Source organism: Chelatococcus sambhunathii, from assembly GCF_001418005.1.
Taxonomy (GTDB): domain Bacteria; phylum Pseudomonadota; class Alphaproteobacteria; order Rhizobiales; family Beijerinckiaceae; genus Chelatococcus_A; species Chelatococcus_A sambhunathii.
The window spans coordinates 56,990-74,353 of the sequence record NZ_LIOL01000002.1; the positions used below are offsets into that span (position 1 = coordinate 56,990).

At 67.2% G+C, this 17,364-nt stretch carries 19 protein-coding genes and 2 tRNA genes; 10 read left to right on the forward strand and 11 right to left on the reverse strand.

The features are described from left to right. Window positions 1-392: 392 nt before the first annotated feature. Complete coding sequence (locus ASC46_RS03865) at window positions 393-704, reverse strand: hypothetical protein (protein WP_055458002.1); 312 nt, start codon at window positions 702-704, stop codon at window positions 393-395. A 311-nt stretch (window positions 705-1,015) separates the two neighbouring features. On the opposite strand from ASC46_RS03865, the gene ASC46_RS03870 reads away from it, so the two are divergent. Continuing rightward, window positions 1,016-1,330, forward strand: a complete 315-nt coding sequence (locus ASC46_RS03870) for a DUF2853 family protein (RefSeq protein WP_055458003.1) — start codon at window positions 1,016-1,018, stop codon at window positions 1,328-1,330. 80 nt (window positions 1,331-1,410) lie between these two features. Here ASC46_RS03870 and ASC46_RS03875 read toward each other — a convergent pair whose 3' ends face one another. The 5 genes from ASC46_RS03875 to ASC46_RS03895 form a co-directional block, all read right to left on the reverse strand. After that, window positions 1,411-1,671 (reverse strand): glycine zipper domain-containing protein, encoded by a 261-nt coding sequence (locus ASC46_RS03875; RefSeq protein WP_055458004.1) that lies wholly within the window; start codon window positions 1,669-1,671, stop codon window positions 1,411-1,413. A gap of 147 nt (window positions 1,672-1,818) precedes the next feature. Further along, window positions 1,819-1,895 (reverse strand) — tRNA-Arg (locus ASC46_RS03880). 22 nt (window positions 1,896-1,917) lie between these two features. Next, the gene (locus ASC46_RS03885) at window positions 1,918-2,223 is read right to left on the reverse strand and encodes an ETC complex I subunit (protein WP_055458005.1); all 306 of its coding nucleotides are present in this window, start codon (window positions 2,221-2,223) and stop codon (window positions 1,918-1,920) included. Between the two features lie 87 nt (window positions 2,224-2,310). Continuing rightward, window positions 2,311-2,387, reverse strand: a tRNA-Pro gene (locus ASC46_RS03890). Window positions 2,388-2,760: 373 nt separating this feature from the next. Next, window positions 2,761-2,970 (reverse strand): cold-shock protein, encoded by a 210-nt coding sequence (locus ASC46_RS03895; protein ID WP_019402418.1) that lies wholly within the window; start codon window positions 2,968-2,970, stop codon window positions 2,761-2,763. Between the two features lie 366 nt (window positions 2,971-3,336). On the opposite strand from ASC46_RS03895, the gene ASC46_RS03900 reads away from it, so the two are divergent. The 3 genes from ASC46_RS03900 to ASC46_RS03910 are packed head-to-tail and all read left to right on the forward strand — an operon-like array spanning window position 3,337 to window position 6,213. Then, window positions 3,337-5,067 (forward strand): ArnT family glycosyltransferase, encoded by a 1,731-nt coding sequence (locus ASC46_RS03900; RefSeq protein WP_055458006.1) that lies wholly within the window; start codon window positions 3,337-3,339, stop codon window positions 5,065-5,067. Window positions 5,068-5,119: 52 nt separating this feature from the next. Further along, a complete protein-coding gene (locus ASC46_RS03905) occupies window positions 5,120-5,872 on the forward strand; it encodes a glycosyltransferase family 2 protein (RefSeq protein ID WP_055458007.1) in 753 nt (250 codons plus the stop codon). Beyond that, complete coding sequence (locus tag ASC46_RS03910) at window positions 5,872-6,213, forward strand: lipid-A-disaccharide synthase N-terminal domain-containing protein (protein ID WP_055458008.1); 342 nt, start codon at window positions 5,872-5,874, stop codon at window positions 6,211-6,213. The genes ASC46_RS03905 and ASC46_RS03910 overlap by 1 nt, the downstream gene beginning before the upstream one ends. A 79-nt stretch (window positions 6,214-6,292) precedes the next feature. Here ASC46_RS03910 and metC read toward each other — a convergent pair whose 3' ends face one another. Beyond that, window positions 6,293-7,471 carry a cystathionine beta-lyase gene (gene metC, locus ASC46_RS03915; RefSeq protein WP_055458009.1) on the reverse strand — a complete coding sequence of 393 codons (1,179 nt, stop codon included), beginning with the start codon at window positions 7,469-7,471 and terminating at the stop codon, window positions 6,293-6,295. A 357-nt stretch (window positions 7,472-7,828) separates the two neighbouring features. On the opposite strand from metC, the gene ASC46_RS03920 reads away from it, so the two are divergent. From ASC46_RS03920 to ASC46_RS03940, 5 genes are all read left to right on the forward strand, one after another. Next, a complete protein-coding gene (locus tag ASC46_RS03920; RefSeq protein ID WP_055458010.1) occupies window positions 7,829-8,845 on the forward strand; it encodes an amino acid ABC transporter substrate-binding protein in 1,017 nt (338 codons plus the stop codon). A gap of 306 nt (window positions 8,846-9,151) precedes the next feature. Next, window positions 9,152-10,348, forward strand: coding sequence for an amino acid ABC transporter permease (locus ASC46_RS03925; protein ID WP_055458011.1), 1,197 nt, complete (start codon window positions 9,152-9,154; stop codon window positions 10,346-10,348). Window positions 10,349-10,358: 10 nt separating this feature from the next. Further along, a complete protein-coding gene (locus ASC46_RS03930; protein ID WP_055458012.1) occupies window positions 10,359-11,510 on the forward strand; it encodes an amino acid ABC transporter permease in 1,152 nt (383 codons plus the stop codon). 81 nt (window positions 11,511-11,591) lie between these two features. After that, the gene (locus tag ASC46_RS03935; RefSeq protein ID WP_141659664.1) at window positions 11,592-12,308 is read left to right on the forward strand and encodes an amino acid ABC transporter ATP-binding protein; all 717 of its coding nucleotides are present in this window, start codon (window positions 11,592-11,594) and stop codon (window positions 12,306-12,308) included. Window positions 12,309-12,600: 292 nt separating this feature from the next. Beyond that, window positions 12,601-13,107: a hypothetical protein gene (locus ASC46_RS03940; protein WP_055458014.1), complete on the forward strand. Its 507-nt coding sequence runs from the start codon at window positions 12,601-12,603 to the stop codon at window positions 13,105-13,107. A 12-nt stretch (window positions 13,108-13,119) separates the two neighbouring features. Here the strand turns inward: ASC46_RS03940 and ASC46_RS03945 are convergent, their stop codons facing one another. Together ASC46_RS03945 and ASC46_RS03950 are read right to left on the reverse strand one after the other, a co-directional pair. Continuing rightward, window positions 13,120-13,401, reverse strand: coding sequence for a hypothetical protein (locus tag ASC46_RS03945; protein ID WP_055458015.1), 282 nt, complete (start codon window positions 13,399-13,401; stop codon window positions 13,120-13,122). A gap of 198 nt (window positions 13,402-13,599) precedes the next feature. After that, a complete protein-coding gene (locus tag ASC46_RS03950; protein WP_055458016.1) occupies window positions 13,600-13,959 on the reverse strand; it encodes a hypothetical protein in 360 nt (119 codons plus the stop codon). Between the two features lie 169 nt (window positions 13,960-14,128). Here ASC46_RS03950 and uxuA point away from each other — a divergent pair, with 169 nt between their 5' ends. After that, window positions 14,129-15,313: a mannonate dehydratase gene (uxuA, locus tag ASC46_RS03955; protein WP_055458017.1), complete on the forward strand. Its 1,185-nt coding sequence runs from the start codon at window positions 14,129-14,131 to the stop codon at window positions 15,311-15,313. A gap of 356 nt (window positions 15,314-15,669) precedes the next feature. On the opposite strand, the gene kduD is transcribed toward uxuA, so the two are convergent. Together kduD and kduI are read right to left on the reverse strand one after the other, a co-directional pair. Then, window positions 15,670-16,458: a 2-dehydro-3-deoxy-D-gluconate 5-dehydrogenase KduD gene (gene kduD / locus ASC46_RS03960; RefSeq protein WP_055458018.1), complete on the reverse strand. Its 789-nt coding sequence runs from the start codon at window positions 16,456-16,458 to the stop codon at window positions 15,670-15,672. An 11-nt stretch (window positions 16,459-16,469) separates the two neighbouring features. Further along, window positions 16,470-17,312, reverse strand: a complete 843-nt coding sequence (gene kduI / locus ASC46_RS03965) for a 5-dehydro-4-deoxy-D-glucuronate isomerase (RefSeq protein WP_055458019.1) — start codon at window positions 17,310-17,312, stop codon at window positions 16,470-16,472. Window positions 17,313-17,364 lie beyond the last annotated feature (52 nt).

Consider the following 17,364-nt stretch of genomic DNA (forward strand, 5'->3'; position numbering starts at 1 on the left):
TGAGGTCGCTCCCTACGCGGGGGCGCGGATTGAAACGAACGGGGAGGCTGTAGATTGGATCATGGCACCATGTCGCTCCCTACGCGGGGGCGCGGATTGAAACATGTTCGGCCCCCCGTGGCGGTTGTTTTCGAGGAGTCGCTCCCTACGCGGGGGCGCGGATTGAAACGTGCTCGATACCGAGTATGCGGCCATCGGCCTGCTGTCGCTCCCTACGCGGGGGCGCGGATTGAAACCGGCTGCAGTCGAGGTCGAACACGATCATCGGGCTCGGCGCAGCGGTGTTGCGGCGGGCTCTCGGCGGATGCGGGCCGCCTGTGCCGTGCGAAGCGTTCGGGGCGCTCTCGCCCCCGATGATGTTGCTCCCGTGGTCAATTCGCTCTGTTGTGGCGTCAGACGCCGTCTTCCCCGTCGTCAATCGGCACGAGGAAGAGCACATCAAGGCCCTCCTCCTCGCCGTCGAGGGGTTCGTCCTCGTCGAATGCCTCCGCGTCCTCCTCCATCATGAGGTCGAAGGTCTCGGCTTCCTCCTCGCTTGCCGGGCGCAGGCTGAGCGGCATGATGCCGTCCCACAGAGGCTCGCCATCGCTCGTCATCTGTCTGAGGTCGTTCCTGAAGGCCTCCTGATCGAAGACGGCGCGGGCCTGTTCCTCGTCGGCGTCGATCACGGCGACAGCCTTGCGGCCGATTTCCAGTGTATACATGTGAGGTCCTTCATCTCGGGAAGCGGCGCGAAAGCCTCTGCGCCGTTCCGGTTGGGGCTGTAGCGCGTCCGGGCCGGCGGCACCAGCGCCATCTCAGCGGGTTTCTGTGTCGGATGCGTGGCGGGGCAGCGCGGGGACCAGCGGTCCGGTGATTGCCAAACCGGGCAGCAAAGCTTTGAATGGCGCCGGGGCGCTTCCGCCGCCTCTGATGCCCGGCGATTCGAGGAGGCAACAGGCCGGCGCTTCTCATCCTGATCTTTACAGCTCGTGTTGCGTAATTCCATCCAGCAACCCAAGCCCGGAGAGGGACGATGTCGGAACAACTCGCCGATGTTCAGAAATATGCGAAGAAACCTGTCAACGAAGCCGCGTTGGCAGGTCTCGCCAAGACGTACCAGCTGGTGCTCGGCAGGGCCGACAGCCGTTATGTCGCCTGCTCCGATCCGGACGAATGCGCCCGCATCCGCGAGAACTTCCTGAAGAAAAAGCTGGGACTGACGAGCGGCGATCTCGACGGCGCCATCAAGGCGGTCTGTCAGACGATGAAGGACGACCGCACGAAGTCGCGTCTGACCTTCTATTACCTGTTGGCCGAACATTTCGGAAAGCTGGACACCTTCGCCTGAGGCGGAAGGGTCACGCCGGAACATCCAGCCAAAAAAGGCCGGCGGAGATCCGCCGGCCTTCGGCATCGCGCGCAGCGGCCTCAGCAGTCGCGATAGCGACGGCCACGGTAGTAGTAGGTCTGGCACTGGGGCGCCGTCGCCGCACCGATCATGGCACCACCGGCCGCGCCGATGGCGCCACCGACCAGCGCGCCGCCCGCCGTACCGGTGGCGAGGCCGCCCACGAGGGCGCCGGCGCCGCCGCCGATGAGGGCGCCGCCGACCGCGCGGTCGCCCGGGTTGCTGGTGTTGCAGGCGGCGAGACCGAAGGCCAGTGCGCCCAGAAGAACGATCTTTTTCATGAACGGGCCCCTCGAAAGGAACAAGCGAATCCGGGCGCACCACGCCCGGCATCCTTCCTCATACGTGGCCGGAGCCGGAAAGCAAATGGCCTTTGCGCACCTGAGCGATGCCGCGGCCGCCGCGAAAGCCGATCCGGATGTTTGACGTGGCGACCCCTGCAGGGCTCGAACCTGCGACCTAGTGCTTAGAAGGCACTTGCTCTATCCAGCTGAGCTAAGGGGCCGTCGCGTGGTTCGCCGGCCGCGTCAGTGCGTCCAGGGTGTCACGCGGTTGAACTTGAAATTGTCCGAATAGGAGATGATGCGGCGCTTCGGGGCAAGCGGCTGCTCGACGCGATAGGCGATGCCGTTGCGGCGCGCGTAGGCTTCGGCCTCTTCCTGGCTGTCGAAGGAGAGCCTGAGTTGCTGGCGCATGTCCGACGAACTCGTCCAGCCCATCAACGGCTCGACCTCGCGCGGCTTCTCCGCCTCGTATTCGAGCAGCCAGCGCTTCGTCTTGGCGGTGCCGGATTGCATGGCCGTCTTCGTCGGCTTGTAGATGCGTGCGATCATTGCTCGGTCGCGGCTTCCTGTGGAAACGGGCTGCAGCCACACCTGACAGACGCCGGAAGGCACCTGCCGGAGCAGCCTCAGACATGATGGTCGGGGCAGCAGGATTTGAACCTGCGACCCTCTGCTCCCAAAGCAGATGCGCTACCAGACTGCGCTATGCCCCGTACCGTTCATGTCCAAGGTTTTCCTAGTGTTTTCGGCGGGCGAAGGCAAGGGCATCGCGTGCACAATCGGAGCGAAAGGGAGCCGAGATGCACAGCGGCGCACAGCTTGGCGCCGAGACGGCTGCAGGGCGGCATCGCGTCCGCGGCTGCGCGGGGCAGCTTCGCATGGCCGGCGGGCAGGACATCTGCGGCGGCCAGACCTGCGGCCATGTCTTAATCATGCGGCGATGCGGCCGACGGGAAGGGCGCGGTCGCGATGACGCTGCCGGCGCAAGGGCCGGGATCGGCGCAAGCGGCAAAGGATCGAAGAAAAGACCCGGAAACCGCACGACACTTGCGGGAGGGCGCATGCGCCCTCCCGCCGGAGAAGGTCTCAGGCGGCCTGGAGGTTGCCGGCCGAGGTCTTGCCGGTGCGGCGGTCCGTCTCGAGCTCGTAGGAGATCTTCTGGCCTTCGTTCAGGCTGCGCAGACCGGCGCGCTCGACGGCGCTGATGTGGACGAACACGTCCTTGCCGCCGTCATCCGGCTGAATGAAGCCATAACCCTTCTGCTCGTTGAACCACTTCACGGTGCCGGTGCTCATTTGTCGTATCCTTCGTCTTCAGGTTGCACGCGGGCGCGCGCACGCCAAGCGGGCGAGCGCCATTGTCGTCGCAGATTTTGGGGAAGAAGTAGGTAGGTGCGCCTGACTGCGAGGCGTGACAGACCAATATTCCGGCCAAATCCCGATAAGGTGACGATAGGGCCCAATTGTGGTCGATGCAAGGCGGTTGGCCGGACGCGTCGGCAGGGATGCCCCAAGGGGCGGAGGGCGTCGGGGCGAGCCATTGCCGGCTGCGCAAGCCGCCGCTAAAACGGCGCTCGTTCGACATGCGAGAGCGCCGGGGCGAGCGCGGAAGCACGGGCGCCGATGGCGGCGCCGGGCGGGATTTCCGGAACGGGCGAGAGAATGGCCTTGATCGATGAAAGCACGGCGCCAGCCGGTGTGCGCAAAAAGGGCGCGGTGCAGGGCGGCGACTGGGCGCAGCGGCTCGTCGCGGCCCTGAGTGCGAGCCATGCGAGGGCGCTCGTCGTCCTCTTCCTCCTGTCCTGCGCGGTCTTCGCGCCGGGTTTCGCTTCCCTCCAGCCGATGGACCGGGACGAGCCCCGCTTCGCCCAGGCGAGCAAGCAGATGCTCGAGACCGGCGATTTCGTCGACATCCGCTTCCAGGACGAGGCGCGTCACAAGAAGCCCGTCGGCATCTACTGGCTGCAGAGCGCGGTCGTCGCCGGGGCGGAGGCGCTCGGCGTCGACAACGCGCGCGCCACCATCGCCTATTATCGCATCCCCTCCTTCCTCGGCGCGGTGGCGACGGTGCTCGTCACCTACTGGGCGGCGCTCGCCTTCGTGTCGCCGGGTGGGGCGCTGCTTGCCGGCGCCTTCATGGCCGCTTCCATCCTCCTCGGCGTCGAGGCGCGGCTCGCCAAGACGGATGCGGTGCTGACAGCCACGACCGTGGTGATGTTCGGCTCCCTGGCGCGGCTCTATCTCTGGCGCGACAGGATCATTCCGGCTGGCACCATAGCCGCCTTCTGGGCTGCCTTCGCCCTCTCCATCCTTGTCAAGGGACCCATCGGCCCCATGGTGGTCGGCCTCGCCGGGGCGGCCCTGTCGGTCCGCGCCCGCGCGGTCGGCTGGCTGAAGGGCCTCAGGCCCGGCTGGGGACTGCTGCTGACGGCGCTCATCGTCGCGCCGTGGTTCATCGCTATCGCCATGAAGACGGGCGGCGCCTTCTTCGATGAATCGGTCGGCAAGGACATGCTGGCCAAGGTCGGCTCGGGCCAGGAGAAGCACTGGGCTCCGCCCGGCTTCTATCTCCTCGCCTTCTTCGGCACGTTCTGGCCGGCGGCCGTGCTCACGGCCATCGCCCTGCCGCTCGCCTGGCGATGGCGGGCGGAGCCCTGGGTCGCGGTGTGCCTCGCCTGGGTGCTGCCGTCCTGGATCATCTTCGAGGCCGTGCCGACCAAGCTGCCGCATTACGTGCTGCCCCTCTATCCGGCCCTTGCCATCTTCACGGTCAAGGTCATGGAGCTCGGCGAGGTCGGGCCGCATCGCCCCGCGGCCGTACCGGCGGCGCTGCTCATTCCCTTCATTCCACTCGGCTTGCTGATTGGCCTCGGCATCGCCGGCCATCAGCTCGACGGGGTGCCGCCCTATGCGGGCATGCCGGGGATGCTCGTCGCCACCCTCGTCGCCGTCTGGGCCTGGCTCGCCTTCCGGCGCGGGGCGGTCATCAAGACGGCGGTGCTCGCCATCGCCGCCTCGCTCGTGCTGTCGGCCTCCGTGTGGGGGCTCACGCAGCCGCTGCTGCGCGCGCTGAAGCTGTCGCCGCGGCTCGCGGAGGCGGTCACATCGATCGACTGTCCGTCGCCGCAGGTCGTGACGGTCGGCTATCGCGAGCCGAGCCTGGTCTTCCTCGTCGGCACCGATCTGGCGATGGCCTCGGACGGGCAGGCGGCGGCCGCCTTCCTCGACGGCCCCGGGTGCCGCATCGCGCTCGTTGAGGCGCGGGCGGAACAGGAATTCCTTGCGTCGCTCGGCGAGATGGGAAAAACACCACGTCTCGTCACACGGGTGCCGGGATTCAATATCAACGGAGGGCGCAAGCTCGATGTCGGCGTTTACGTCACGGGCGAATGAGGACCATTGCTTGTGAGCCCCGCCGGCTGTCCGGTTGCCTGCAAGGTTTGAGATGAACGATCAATCGCAGATCGATGCCCCGGCACCGCGCGTGAGCATCGTCGTGCCGGTGAAGAACGAGGCTGGCAACATCGCGCCGCTGGTGGCCGAGATCGAGCGCGCCTGCGCCGGCCTTGCCCCCTTCGAGGTGATCTACGTCGATGACGGGTCGAGCGACGGCACCGGCATGGAGCTGGCGCGGCTGGCGGCCGAGCGGCCGTGGCTGAGGCGGTTGCGGCGCGAGCGCTCGGCCGGGCAGAGCGCCGCCGTCCGGGCGGGCGCGCGCGTGGCGCGGGCGCCGATCATCGTGACCATCGACGGCGACGGCCAGAACGACCCCGCCTTCATCCCCAAGCTCGTCGCCGCGCTCGAAGCGGGCGGGCCGGGCGTCGGGCTTGCGGCCGGCCAGCGTCTCGGACGCAAGGACACGGGCTTCAAGCGCATGCAGTCACGCATCGCCAACAAGGTCCGCCGCGCCGTCCTCGGCGACGGCACCCGCGATACGGGATGCGGCCTCAAGGCGGTGCGGCGGGACATCTTCCTGAGCCTGCCCTACTTCGACGCCATTCATCGCTTCATGCCGGCCCTCGTCAAGCGCGAGGGCTACGACGTGGTGCTCGTCGACGTGGTCGACCGGCCGCGCCTGACCGGGCAGTCCAACTACGGGCTGTTCGACCGTCTGTGGGTCGGGATCCTCGATCTCTGCGGCGTTTGGTGGCTCATCCGCCGCTGCCGGCGGGCGGCGCCCGCCGAGGAGTTGAAGTAATGCTCGTCATCTCGTTGTCGCGCGAAATCGGCGGCTACCTCTACGAGGTCTTCATCGCCAACTTCGACTTCTGGCTGGCGCTTGGCCTCATCGGCCAGCTGCTCTTCGCCATGCGCTTCGTCGTGCAGTGGGTGGCGAGCGAGCGCGAGCAGCGCAGCGTCATCCCGGTCGCCTTCTGGTTCTTCTCCATCGGCGGCGGGCTCATCACGCTCGTCTACGGGCTCTACAAGCGCGAGCCGGTGATCATCCTGGGCCAAGCATTCAGCATCTTCATCTACCTGCGCAACCTCGTCTTCATCACCCGCGAGCGGCGCGCCGCGCGCTCGGCCGCCAAGGGCTGAAGGCGCCGCGCTGGTTGTCGGGCGGGAAACGCAAGCGGGAGCAATGCGTTATGCCCCGTTGCTCGGAAAGTGAATCCGCTTAGCCGGCAGCCTTCAGCCGCGCGAAACCGGCATCGAGATCGGCCTTCAGGTCGTCGAGATCCTCGAGACCGACCTGCAGGCGCAGGCACGGGCCGCCCGGGTTCCAGGCGCTTGCCGTGCGATAGCTGCGGCAGTCGAAGGGGATGATCAGGCTCTCGAAGCCGCCCCACGAAAAGCCCATGCCGAAGAGTTCGAGCCCGTCGAGGAGGGCGGCGACGGCCTTCTGCGATGCCGGATGAAGAACGATGGAGAAGACGCCGGTCGAGCCGAGGAAGTCGCGCTTCCATGTCTCGTGGCCGGGGCAGGAGGTGAGCGCCGGGTGCCGCACCTGCTTCACCTCCGGGCGCGCCTCGAGCCAGGCCGCGAGGTCGAGCGCCTGCTTCTCGGCCTCCTTGAGGCGCAGCTGCATCGTGCGCATGCCGCGCAGGGCGAGGAACGTGTCTTCCGGGCCGGCGCAGGCGCCGAAGGCATCGAAGGTGGCGCGCAGGGCAGGCCAGCAGCGGTCTGTGGCGGAGACGAGGCCGATGAGCAGGTCGGAGTGGCCGCCGAGATACTTGGTGCCGGCCTCGATGGCGATGTCGGCGCCGCGCTCGTGCGGCGGATAGAACAGGGGGGTCGCCCAAGTGTTGTCGAGCAGCACGAGGGCGCCGCGCTGATGGGCTACCTCGGCGATGGCCGGCACGTCCTGCACCTCGAAGGTCTGTGAGCCCGGCGTCTCGGTGAAGACGACCGACGTGTTGTCCTTCATCAAAGCGGCGATGCCGGCGCCGACGAGCGGGTCGAAATAGTCGACCGCGACGCCCATGCGCTTCAGCACCGTGTCGCAGAAATGGCGCGTCGGCTGGTAGACGCTGTCGGTCACGAGCACGTGGTCGCCCGCCTTGACCGAGGCGAGTAGCGCGATCGTGACGGCCGCGAGGCCGGAGGGGACGACGATGGTGCCGGCGGCGCCGGTCAGGTCCGTCCAGGCGCTCTCGAGGGCCGAGATCGTCGGCGTGCCCTTGGTGCCATAGGTATAGCGCGCCTTGCGATGGACCAGCGCGTCCATCGTCGGATAGAGCACGGTCGAACCGCGGTAGACCGGGGTGTTGATGAAGCCGAATTGCTCGTCGGGGTTGCGCCCGGCGGTGACGAGGCGGGTGCGGATGCCGCGCGGTCTGTCGGTGCTGGAAGACATGCCTGTGGAAAACCCTGGGGGTCGTGAGCGTGGATGTCCGGATGTTTGGACTGGCGTTCCCGCTGCCGTCAAGCCGTGCCGCTGCGACGGAGCCACGTGTTTTGCGGGGAGAGCGGCGACCGACCGTCGTTCTGCCCCTTTTGTGCCATGAGTTTGTCACGGTTGTGCTTGACCGGCTCAACAAAGTCGAATGTGATGCATAACAGTCCGTGATGCATGGAGCCTGCGCCGGAGATGCCGTCCCCCGCCTGGTCGGGTATGGTGGCCGGTCGCGATGGGCCTGCCCGGAGCGAGGGGAGGTCCGATGAACAGGCCTTTTCCGGTTCCGACGGACCTTCAGAGTGGGAGATTCAATCAATGAAACGTATGATCGCTTCGGTCGTAGTCGGGCTGGCGGCCGGCTTCGCGGCAACGGCCGTTTCGGCTGCGACGCTCGACCAGATCAAGCAGAAAGGCTTCATCCAGTGCGGCGCCAACACCGGCCTTGCCGGTTTCGGCGTGCCGGACGACAAGGGCAACTGGACCGGCCTTGACGTCGACCTGTGCCGTGCGCTGGCCGCGGCCGTCTTCGACGATCCGAACAAGGTCAAGTTCATCCCGCTGTCGGCGAAGGACCGCTTTACGGCCCTTCAGTCGGGCGAGGCGGACGTCCTCATCCGCAACACCACCTGGACGATGTCGCGCGATACCTCGCTCGGCCTCAACTTCACGGGCGTCAACTACTATGACGGCCAGGGCTTCATGGTCCGCAAGAGCCTCGGCATCTCCTCGGCGCTCGAGCTCGACGGCGCCTCGGTGTGCACTCAGCAGGGCACGACGACGGAGCTCAACCTCGCGGACTATTTCCGCGCCAACAACATGAAGTACGAGGTGGTGGCCTTCGCGACGTCGGACGAAACCGTCAAGGCCTATGATTCGGGCCGCTGCGACGCCTTCACCACCGACGCTTCGGGCCTTTACGCCGAGCGCCTGAAGCTGACGAACCCCGATGATCACATCGTCCTGCCGGAGATCATCTCCAAGGAGCCGCTCGGCCCGTCCGTCCGCCATGGCGACGACCAGTGGTTCGACGTGGTGAAGTGGGTGCATTACGCCATGCTCAATGCCGAGGAGCTCGGCGTCACCAAGGCCAATGTCGACGAGCAGCTGAAGTCTGACAATCCCGAGATCAAGCGCCTGCTCGGCGCCGAAGGCAAGTTCGGAGAGGCCATCGGCCTCACCAATGATTGGGCCTACCGGGTCATCAAGCACGTGGGGAACTACGGCGAAATCTTCGAGAAGAACGTGGGCGAGGGATCGCTCCTGAAGATCAAGCGTGGCCTCAACGCGCTGTGGACCAAGGGCGGTCTGCAGTACGCGCCGCCGATCCGCTGAGAAGAGCGGTGCCCCGGGCCGGGGAGGACGGTCCGGGGCACCGGTGACGGTCACAAGCAAGCAACTGCCTGTAAACAGGTTAAGCAGACCGGCGGGCGGGTGCTATAATAACAAACGTCCAAGGTGGGCCGCCAGACGCCTGCCGTTACAAGGGGAATGAAAATGAAAAAAGAACGCAAGATGACGGGAGTGGGGTGCTTCGGCTGTTAGCCTGACCGACAAGCGAACGCCGGCCGACATCTTTCATGTCGGCCGCAATGTAGTTGCCAAGACGGGAGCGTTCCGCACGTTCCCGTGTCGGGAGGCATGTCAGTGACCGACGTTACCCAAAGCACAAGTCCGCGCACGAGTCTGATCAACGACCCCAGGGTGCGCGGCATTGCCTATCAAGTGATCCTCGTCGCCATTCTCGCCCTGCTTATCTACGAGGCGACGACCAATGCCATCGAGAACCTGCGCAGGGCGAGGATCGCCTCGGGGTTCGACTTCCTGTCGACGACGGCGGGTTTCGACGTCAATCAGACGCTCATTCCCTTCAGCAGCTCGGGCGGTTCGACCTATGGCGACGCCTTCATCGTCGGCCTGCTCAACACGCTGCTGGTCGCCGCCATCGGCATCGTGCTGGCCACGATCCTTGGCTTCATCGTGGGCGTCGCGCGCCTGTCGTCCAACTGGATCGTAGCGAAACTCGCCAAGGTCTATGTCGAGGCGATCCGCAACGTGCCGCTGCTGCTGCAGCTGTTCATCTGGTACAACGCGGTGCTGAAGGCGCTGCCCAATCCGCGCCAGTCTTACGAGGTGGGGAGCGGCATTTTCCTCAACAACCGCGGCCTCTTCGCGCCGCAGCCGCTGCTCGAGCCCGGGGCCGGCCTCGTCATCGGCGCAGCCGTCGCGGGCATCGTCGGCGCCTTCATCTTTCGGCGCTGGGCAAGGCGACGCCAAGAGATGACGGGACAGCAGGCGCCCGTCGGCACCGTGGCGCTGGCGCTCATCGTGGGCCTGCCGCTCCTCGTGTTCCTGCTCGCCGGGCGGCCTATCGCCCTCAGCTATCCCGAACTGCGCGGCTTCAATTTTGCGGGCGGGGTGCAGATCTTTCCCGAGTTCGTGGCGCTGCTCGTCGGCTTGTCGACCTATACGGCTGCGTTCATCGCCGAGATCGTGCGTGCTGGCATCCTTGCCGTATCGCGCGGGCAGACCGAGGCGGCGCACGCGCTCGGCCTGCGCGAGGGGCCGACGCTCAGGCTCGTCGTCATCCCGCAGGCGATGCGCGTCATCGTGCCGCCGCTGACCAGCCAGTATCTCAACCTCACCAAGAACTCGTCCCTGGCAGTGGCCATCGGCTATCCGGACCTCGCGCAGGTCTTCATGGGCACCGTGCTCAACCAGACGGGGCAGGCGGTCGAGGTGATCGCGATCACCATGGCGGTCTATCTCGCCATCAGCCTCATCACCTCGCTGGTGATGAACATCTACAACCGCCGTGCGGCGATCGTCGAACGATGAGGAGGTGACGATGGCCATCACGACCGAACCCGTCGCCTACGTCCGTGGCACTCCCATCGCTGAACAGCCGCCGCCGCTGATGGCGCGTGGCTGGGTCGCCTGGGTGCGCGAGAACCTGTTCTCGTCCGTCGGCAACACCATCCTGACGCTGATCGCGCTTTACATCATCTATCTCGTCGTGCCCCCGGCGATCCGCTTCTTCTTCCTCGATGCGGTATGGACGGGCAGCGACCGCGAGGCGTGCCTCGCGGCCAGCGTCGGCCGAGAGGTGGGGGCCTGCTGGGCCTATGTGGACGCCAAGTTCAGCTATTTCGTCTACGGATCCTATCCGTGGGACGAGCGCTGGCGCGTCGACATCGTCTTCGTGCTCGGCGCCATCGGCATCGCTTGGTTGCTGTGGCTCGACGCGCCGAAGCGCAACCTCGGGGCTCTCTACTTCTTCGTCATCTTCCCTGTGGTCGCCTTCATCCTGCTGCGCGGCTCGACGGCCGTCGGCCTCGAGCGGGTCGACACCTCGCTGTGGGGCGGCATCCTCGTGACGCTCGTCGTCTCCATCGTCGGCATCGTCGTGTCGCTGCCGCTCGGCGTGCTGCTCGCTCTCGGCCGGCGCTCGCGCCTGCCGCTCGTCAGGCTCGCCAGCGTCATCTTCATCGAGGTCGTGCGCGGCGTACCGCTGATCACCGTGCTGTTCATGGCCAACACGATGCTGCCGCTCTTCCTGCCGGGCAACATGTCGCCCGACAGGCTGCTGCGGCCGCTGGTGGGCGTCGCGCTCTTCGCCTCCGCCTACATGGCCGAGGTGGTGCGCGGCGGGCTGCAGGCGATCCCCAAGGGCCAGTACGAGGGGGCGATGTCGCTCGGGCTCGGCTACTGGCGGATGATGCGCCTCATCATCCTGCCGCAGGCGCTGCGCATCGTCATCCCCGGCATCGTCAACACCTTCATCGGCCTGTTCAAGGACACGACGCTGGTGTCCATCGTCGGCATCTTCGACCTCATCAAGACCGTCGAGGTGACGCTCGTCGACCCGACCTGGGCGACGCCCGTGACACGGCTCACCGGTTACGCCTTCGCGGGGCTTTTCTATTTCATCTGCTGCTACGGCATGTCGCGCTATTCGCTGGCGGTGGAACGCCGGCTCGCGGCTGGACAAAAGAGGTAAGAAACGATGGCAATGGCAACCGCAACGGACCGTCCGGCCCAGCTCAAGCCCGTTTCGCTGAAGACCGAGACCGCGGTCGAGATGATTGGCGTGCACAAGTGGTACGGCGAGTTCCATGTGCTGCGCGACATCAATCTCAAGGTGACGCGCGGCGAGCGCATCGTCGTGTGCGGTCCATCGGGTTCGGGCAAGTCGACCATGATCCGCTGCATCAATCGGCTTGAGGAGCACCAGCAGGGCAAGATCATCGTCGATGGCGTGGAACTGACCAACGACCTGAAGCGGATCGACGAGATCCGGCGCGACGTCGGCATGGTGTTCCAGCACTTCAACCTGTTCCCGCACCTCACTATCCTCGAGAATTGCACGCTGGCGCCGATCTGGGTGCGCAAGATGCCGAAGAAGGACGCGGAAGAGATCGCGATGCACTATCTCACCCGCGTCAAGATCCCCGAGCAGGCCAACAAATATCCGGGCCAGCTCTCGGGCGGGCAGCAGCAGCGCGTCGCCATCGCGCGCTCGCTGTGCATGAGCCCGAAGATCATGCTGTTCGACGAGCCGACCTCGGCGCTCGACCCGGAGATGGTCAAGGAGGTGCTCGATACCATGGTCACGCTCGCGGAAGAGGGCATGACCATGCTCGTCGTCACCCACGAGATGGGCTTTGCGCGGCAGGTGGCGAACCGCGTCATCTTCATGGATGCGGGACAGATCGTCGAGATGAACACGCCCGACGAGTTCTTCAAGAATCCGCAGCACGAGCGTACCAAGCTCTTCCTCAGCCAGATTCTGCACTGAGGACGGGCCCTTGAGAGCCTGCCGGCCGGGCCGCTTCCCGGGCTGCCGGCTGACGGAGTGCGGGGACCTGCGGAGCGACTCGCTACGTTTGCCGCGTCATGGCCGGGTCCGTCCCGGCCGCCCACGCCTTTGACCTTGCAGGCGTTTCGAGGCGTGCATGCCCTGCAACGAGCCGGCGTGACGGGCGCAGGCATCACTCGTGTCGCCTTGCATCCTCATTGGCAGTGCAACAGCGTATGAAAACCATCGGGCGGGCCGGGCGGTCCGCCCGACGGCCTTTGGGGGGAAGAGCATGTTGCGCCTCGTGTTGCTGATCGCTGCCGCCCTTGCGGTTGCCTTCGCGATTTCCTTCATTCTCGGGCGCAGGGGCGTTTTCGTCGCCGCGGCAGCCTTCGTTGTCGGTGCGGCGAGCGGCATCCTCTCGACCATCATCACGGCCTGCAGCCAATGCTGGACAGAGGCGCTGAGCGTCGGCGCCTTCGTGTCCATGCCTTTCTTCGTGGTCGGCTGGTTCGCGCTGGCGCAGGCGGAGGTCGAGCGCCGGCACAGGCGGCTGCTCCTCGGTCTCGGCGCGCTGATGCTGGTGCAGGTCATCTGGGCGGCGCGCATGACAGTGCTCGCCACCTTCCAGGGTGTCTGCCCCTGCAGCGCACAGCTGTGGTGGCTGCGCACCAGCGAGGTCGCCTCCGTCGGCTTCGACAGGCTGGCGGGACCGTGGTTCATGCTCGAGGCGGTGATGACGCTCGCGGTGCTGTTCAGCGCCGGCCGCCGGCTCGTCGAGGACGCGCCGGCGCGGTGAGCGTCCCGAGCCTCAGGGGCTCCGGTCCTCGGCCGGTTGCCGGTCGAGGATCTCGACGGAATGGCCTTTCAGCTCGACGTCGATCACTCGGCGGGTGAACTTCGCGAGGACGGCAACCCCGCCGGCGGCGAGCAGGAACGTCAGCATCAGGGTTGCGACGTCGCCAAGTTCCATGAGGCCACCGATGGCCCAGCCGGTGGCGACCGCGACACCGAGGATCTCGGTGCCGACGAGAATGACCGCGCTCACGGCGGTCGCGCGGGCGACGCCCTTCCTGGAAAACTGGACGGACATCGCTCACCTCCGCGGCAATGGCAGAACGGTGGCGGGGTGGGGCACGCACGCAGCCGCGCGCAAGCAGCCGGCAGCGGCCGCAGAATGGGTCGAAGAATACATGGATGTGACCTCGTCAGCCGCCCGACAGGCGGCGAGGCAAGCTCCAGCCGGCATGGCCGACTGCGTGAAACCGGCGCGGCGAACCGCGCCGCCGGTTCACGCCGCGGGCGGGCCCGTCTGCGGACGGGCGCAGGGAGCATGGGAGCGCGCCGGCCAGGCTGCCGGCTGGCCGAATGTGCATCGCGGAGCGGCTTCGGGCGCGGCCGCGGCAGTCGCATGGGGCGTCAGCGGTGCCGGCGGGTCGGAGGGACCGGCGAACGGCTGGCTGCTTCCGCCGCGCGGGGTAAGAACATCGTGGAGGGCGGCCGGCGAGAGATTGCCGGTGGCGACGGCCTGTGCCGTGACGACGATGTCGGGGGACGGCGGCACAAGCGGCCGCCCGCCCTGCAAGGCAAGGAAGAGGATGCCTGCGAGCAGCGCCAGCAATGTCAGCGGTGCGTGGGAGCGCTCCGTCACCGTCCGTGCAACCCTTCTCCTGCCGTTTCGGCTTCGCTATAGCGCGCGGCATCGCAGGCCGCAAAGTGGACAGTGGCGGTAGGGGGCTTCGCGCAGCCAGCTAAATCGATATAAGACGCCGCAGTGAGAATGCGATGGGCGCGCTGCGCCCGATGAGCGAGGGGCTGTGATGGAACAGACTTGGCGGTGGTTCGGCCCACAGGATCCGGTAACCCTGGCCGATGTGCGCCAGACCGGTGCCACCGGGATCGTCAGCGCGTTGCACCAGATCACCAGCGGCGAGTCCTGGACCGTCGAGGCCGTCGCGGAGCGGCGCGCCTTGATCGAGCAGGCGGGACTCACCTGGTCCGTCGTCGAGAGCATCCCGGTCCACGACGACATCAAGACCCGCTCGGGCAACTTCCGGCGCTACATCGACAACTGGATCGCCTCGCTGCGCGCCTGCGCCGCCGGCGGCGTCACCACCATCTGCTACAACTTCATGCCAGTGGTGGACTGGACGCGCACCAACCTGATGTGGCAGGTCGCCGACGGCAGCTTTGCCCTGCGCTTCGACATGGTGGATTTCGCCGCTTACGACGTCTTCATCCTGGAGCGTCAGGGCGCCGAGGCGAGCTATCCCGAGGCCATCCTCTCGGCGGCCCGCGTCCGCGTCGCCGCCATGAGCGAGGCCGACAAGGACGCGCTCGAGCGCAACATCATCGCCGGCCTGCCGGGCTCGGATTTTACTCACGACCGCGCGGGCATGCGCAAGCTGCTCTCCGCCTATGACGGCATCGGCCCGGCCGAGTTGCGCGCCAATCTCGTTGCCTTCCTGCAGGAGGTGGCGCCGGTGGCGGAGGAGGTCGGCGCGCGCCTGTGCATCCATCCGGACGATCCGCCGTTCTCGCTCTTCGGCCTTCCGCGCGTCGTCTCCACGGCAGAGGACGCCCGTGCCGTCCTGGCCGCGGCGGACACGCCGGCGAACGGGCTGACCTTCTGCGTCGGATCTTACGGCGCGCGGGCGGACAACGACCTCGTCGCCATGGTGCGCGAATTCGGCCCGCGCATCCACTTCGCCCACCTGCGCAACGTGAAGCGCGAGGACGACGGCTCCTTCTTCGAGGACGACCATCTCGCCGGCTCGTCCGACATGATCGGTGTCATCGGGGCGCTCCTCGACGAGGAGGCGCGCCGCCGTGCCGAGGGGCGGGCGGATGCCGTCATCCCCATGCGGCCGGACCACGGCCACCTCATGCTCGACGATGTCGGCAAGAAGACGAACCCCGGCTATTCCTGCATCGGCCGCCTGCGCGGCCTCGCCGAACTGCGCGGCGCGATGATGGCGCTGCAGCGGGTGCAGGGCAGGGCGTAAGGGGGCGTCGGCCATCGCCGGGGGCATGGCCGCGCTCGTCCATGGCCGTCGTTTGGCAAGACGAAGCCACGGAGTGCAACGCCCCAGTCGTCATGCCCCGCGCCTGATCGGCCGCCTGCGCGACAAGCCGCGCAGCGCAAGTCCCCCGCCATCATGCCCGCGCCTGTCGCGGGCATCCGCGCGGCGATGCTGGCAGGAGCGCAAAAGGCGTGGATGGCCGGGACAGGCCCGGCCATAACCCCGGGGAAGCGTTGCTCGTCCGCACGAGACTCAGCGGCCTGTGCACACGTTGCGGCACGCGGGGCAGGCCTCGGCGGTGCGGGGAGACTTCGGCCGCGATGGCTATCCGTATGCCGTCACCGCGCCATCCAGCCGCCGTCGACCGGCAGCACCGTGCCGGTGACGTAGCCGCTTGCCGGGGCGGCGAAGAAGAGGACGGCGGTGGCGAGGTCCTGCGGCGCGCCCCACCGGCCGGCAGGGATGCGATCCATGAGTTGACGTGTGCGCTCGGGATCCGCCCTGAGGGCCGCCGTGTTGTCCGTCTCCATATAGCCGGGGGCGATGGCGTTGACGGTGATGCCCTTCGGCGCCAGCTCGTTCGCCATGAGCTTGGTGAGGCCGGCGACGCCGTGCTTCGCCGCCGTGTAGGCCGGCACGCGGATGCCGCCCTGGAAGGAGAGGAGCGAGGCGATGTTGACGATGCGGCCCGGCCGGCCGCTCGCCACCATGTGCCGCCCGACCGCCTGCGAGAGCTGGAAGAGGCTCTTGAGGTTCACGGTCATCACCGCGTCCCAGTCCGCCTCCGTATAGTCGAGCACGTTCTCGCGGCGAATGATGCCGGCGTTGTTGACGAGGATGTCGACGCCACCGGCCCTTGCGACGATGTCGGCGACGAGGGCAGGGAAGTCCTGCGGCTTCTCGAGGTCGCACACGACCTCGTGGAAGCTGCAGCCCTGCGCGGCGACGGCACGGGCCGTTTCCGGCATGGGGCGCGAGCCGAGGCCGACGACGTCCGCCCCGGCACTGGCGAGCGCCTCGGCCAGCGCCTTGCCGAGGCCGGTGCGCGCGCCGGTGACGAGGGCGACCTTGCCGGAGAGGTCGAAGAGGCTGGCGAAAGCCGGCGCAGTGCTGGTCGTGGTCGTCATGGGCCGGCTCCTCAGCGCAGGTCCTGCATGGCGATCATGTCCATGTCGGTGAAGGCCTGGTTGTCGCCGGCCATGCTCCAGATGAAGGCATAGCTCGTGGTGCCGGCGCCGCAGTGGATCGACCAGGGCGGGGAGACGATGGCCTCTTCGTTGCGCACGACGAGATGGCGCGTCGCCTCGGGCCGGCCCATCAGGTGCACCGTGAAGGCGTTCTCCGGCAGCTCGAAATAGAGATAGGCCTCCATGCGCCGGTCGTGGGTGTGGGCCGGCATCGTGTTCCAGACGCTGCCGCTCTCAAGGCGGGTGAGGCCCATGACGAGCTGGCAGGTCGGCAGCACGTCCGGATGCAGGTACTGGAAGATGGTGCGCTTGTTGGCGGTCTCCTGGCTGCCGAGCGGGACGGCCTTCGCCGCCTCCTTGGTGATGTGCCGGGCGGGATGGCGCGCGTGGGCCGGGGCCGTGTTGATGTAGAACTTGGCCGGATTGGCGGGATCGACGCTGGCGAAGGTCACGTCGGCCGTGCCGGAGCCGAGATAGAGCGCGTCCTGGAAGCCGAGGTCGAAGGTTGTGCCGTCGGCCGTGATGCGGCCGGGGCCGCCGATGTTGACGAGGCCGAGCTCGCGGCGGGCGAGATGATGCTCGCTGCCGACGAGCTGCGCATGGGCCTCGGTGAAGGCGAGGGGCTCGCCGAGCGGCACGGCGCCGGCGAGCATCAGCCGGTCGTAGTGGGTGTAGGTGACGTTGAGCGCGCCGGGCACGAGCAGGCCGGGCACGAGGAAATTCTCGCGCAGCGCTTCCGTGTCGAAGGTCTCCGCCTCGCGCCAGTGGATGGCGTGGCGGGTCTCGATGGACATGGTGGTTCCTTGGGCGGGCATAGGTTGGGCCTCGTGGTTGCGGATGGATGGC

Excerpts from the sequence above, each read along its gene's own strand:
- ASC46_RS03865 (WP_055458002.1), bottom strand. The coding sequence starts at position 704 with ATGTATACACTGGAAATCGGCCGCAAGGCTGTCGCCGTGATCGACGCC.
- ASC46_RS03870 (WP_055458003.1), top strand. The coding sequence starts at position 1,016 with ATGTCGGAACAACTCGCCGATGTTCAGAAATATGCGAAGAAACCTGTC.
- ASC46_RS03875 (WP_055458004.1), bottom strand. The coding sequence starts at position 1,671 with ATGAAAAAGATCGTTCTTCTGGGCGCACTGGCCTTCGGTCTCGCCGCC.
- ASC46_RS03885 (WP_055458005.1), bottom strand. The coding sequence starts at position 2,223 with ATGATCGCACGCATCTACAAGCCGACGAAGACGGCCATGCAATCCGGC.
- ASC46_RS03895 (WP_019402418.1), bottom strand. The coding sequence starts at position 2,970 with ATGAGCACCGGCACCGTGAAGTGGTTCAACGAGCAGAAGGGTTATGGC.
- ASC46_RS03900 (WP_055458006.1), top strand. The coding sequence starts at position 3,337 with ATGGCCTTGATCGATGAAAGCACGGCGCCAGCCGGTGTGCGCAAAAAG.
- ASC46_RS03905 (WP_055458007.1), top strand. The coding sequence starts at position 5,120 with ATGAACGATCAATCGCAGATCGATGCCCCGGCACCGCGCGTGAGCATC.
- ASC46_RS03910 (WP_055458008.1), top strand. The coding sequence starts at position 5,872 with ATGCTCGTCATCTCGTTGTCGCGCGAAATCGGCGGCTACCTCTACGAG.
- metC (WP_055458009.1), bottom strand. The coding sequence starts at position 7,471 with ATGTCTTCCAGCACCGACAGACCGCGCGGCATCCGCACCCGCCTCGTC.
- ASC46_RS03920 (WP_055458010.1), top strand. The coding sequence starts at position 7,829 with ATGAAACGTATGATCGCTTCGGTCGTAGTCGGGCTGGCGGCCGGCTTC.
- ASC46_RS03925 (WP_055458011.1), top strand. The coding sequence starts at position 9,152 with ATGTCAGTGACCGACGTTACCCAAAGCACAAGTCCGCGCACGAGTCTG.
- ASC46_RS03930 (WP_055458012.1), top strand. The coding sequence starts at position 10,359 with ATGGCCATCACGACCGAACCCGTCGCCTACGTCCGTGGCACTCCCATC.
- ASC46_RS03935 (WP_141659664.1), top strand. The coding sequence starts at position 11,592 with ATGATTGGCGTGCACAAGTGGTACGGCGAGTTCCATGTGCTGCGCGAC.
- ASC46_RS03940 (WP_055458014.1), top strand. The coding sequence starts at position 12,601 with ATGTTGCGCCTCGTGTTGCTGATCGCTGCCGCCCTTGCGGTTGCCTTC.
- ASC46_RS03945 (WP_055458015.1), bottom strand. The coding sequence starts at position 13,401 with ATGTCCGTCCAGTTTTCCAGGAAGGGCGTCGCCCGCGCGACCGCCGTG.
- uxuA (WP_055458017.1), top strand. The coding sequence starts at position 14,129 with ATGGAACAGACTTGGCGGTGGTTCGGCCCACAGGATCCGGTAACCCTG.
- kduD (WP_055458018.1), bottom strand. The coding sequence starts at position 16,458 with ATGACGACCACGACCAGCACTGCGCCGGCTTTCGCCAGCCTCTTCGAC.
- kduI (WP_055458019.1), bottom strand. The coding sequence starts at position 17,312 with ATGTCCATCGAGACCCGCCACGCCATCCACTGGCGCGAGGCGGAGACC.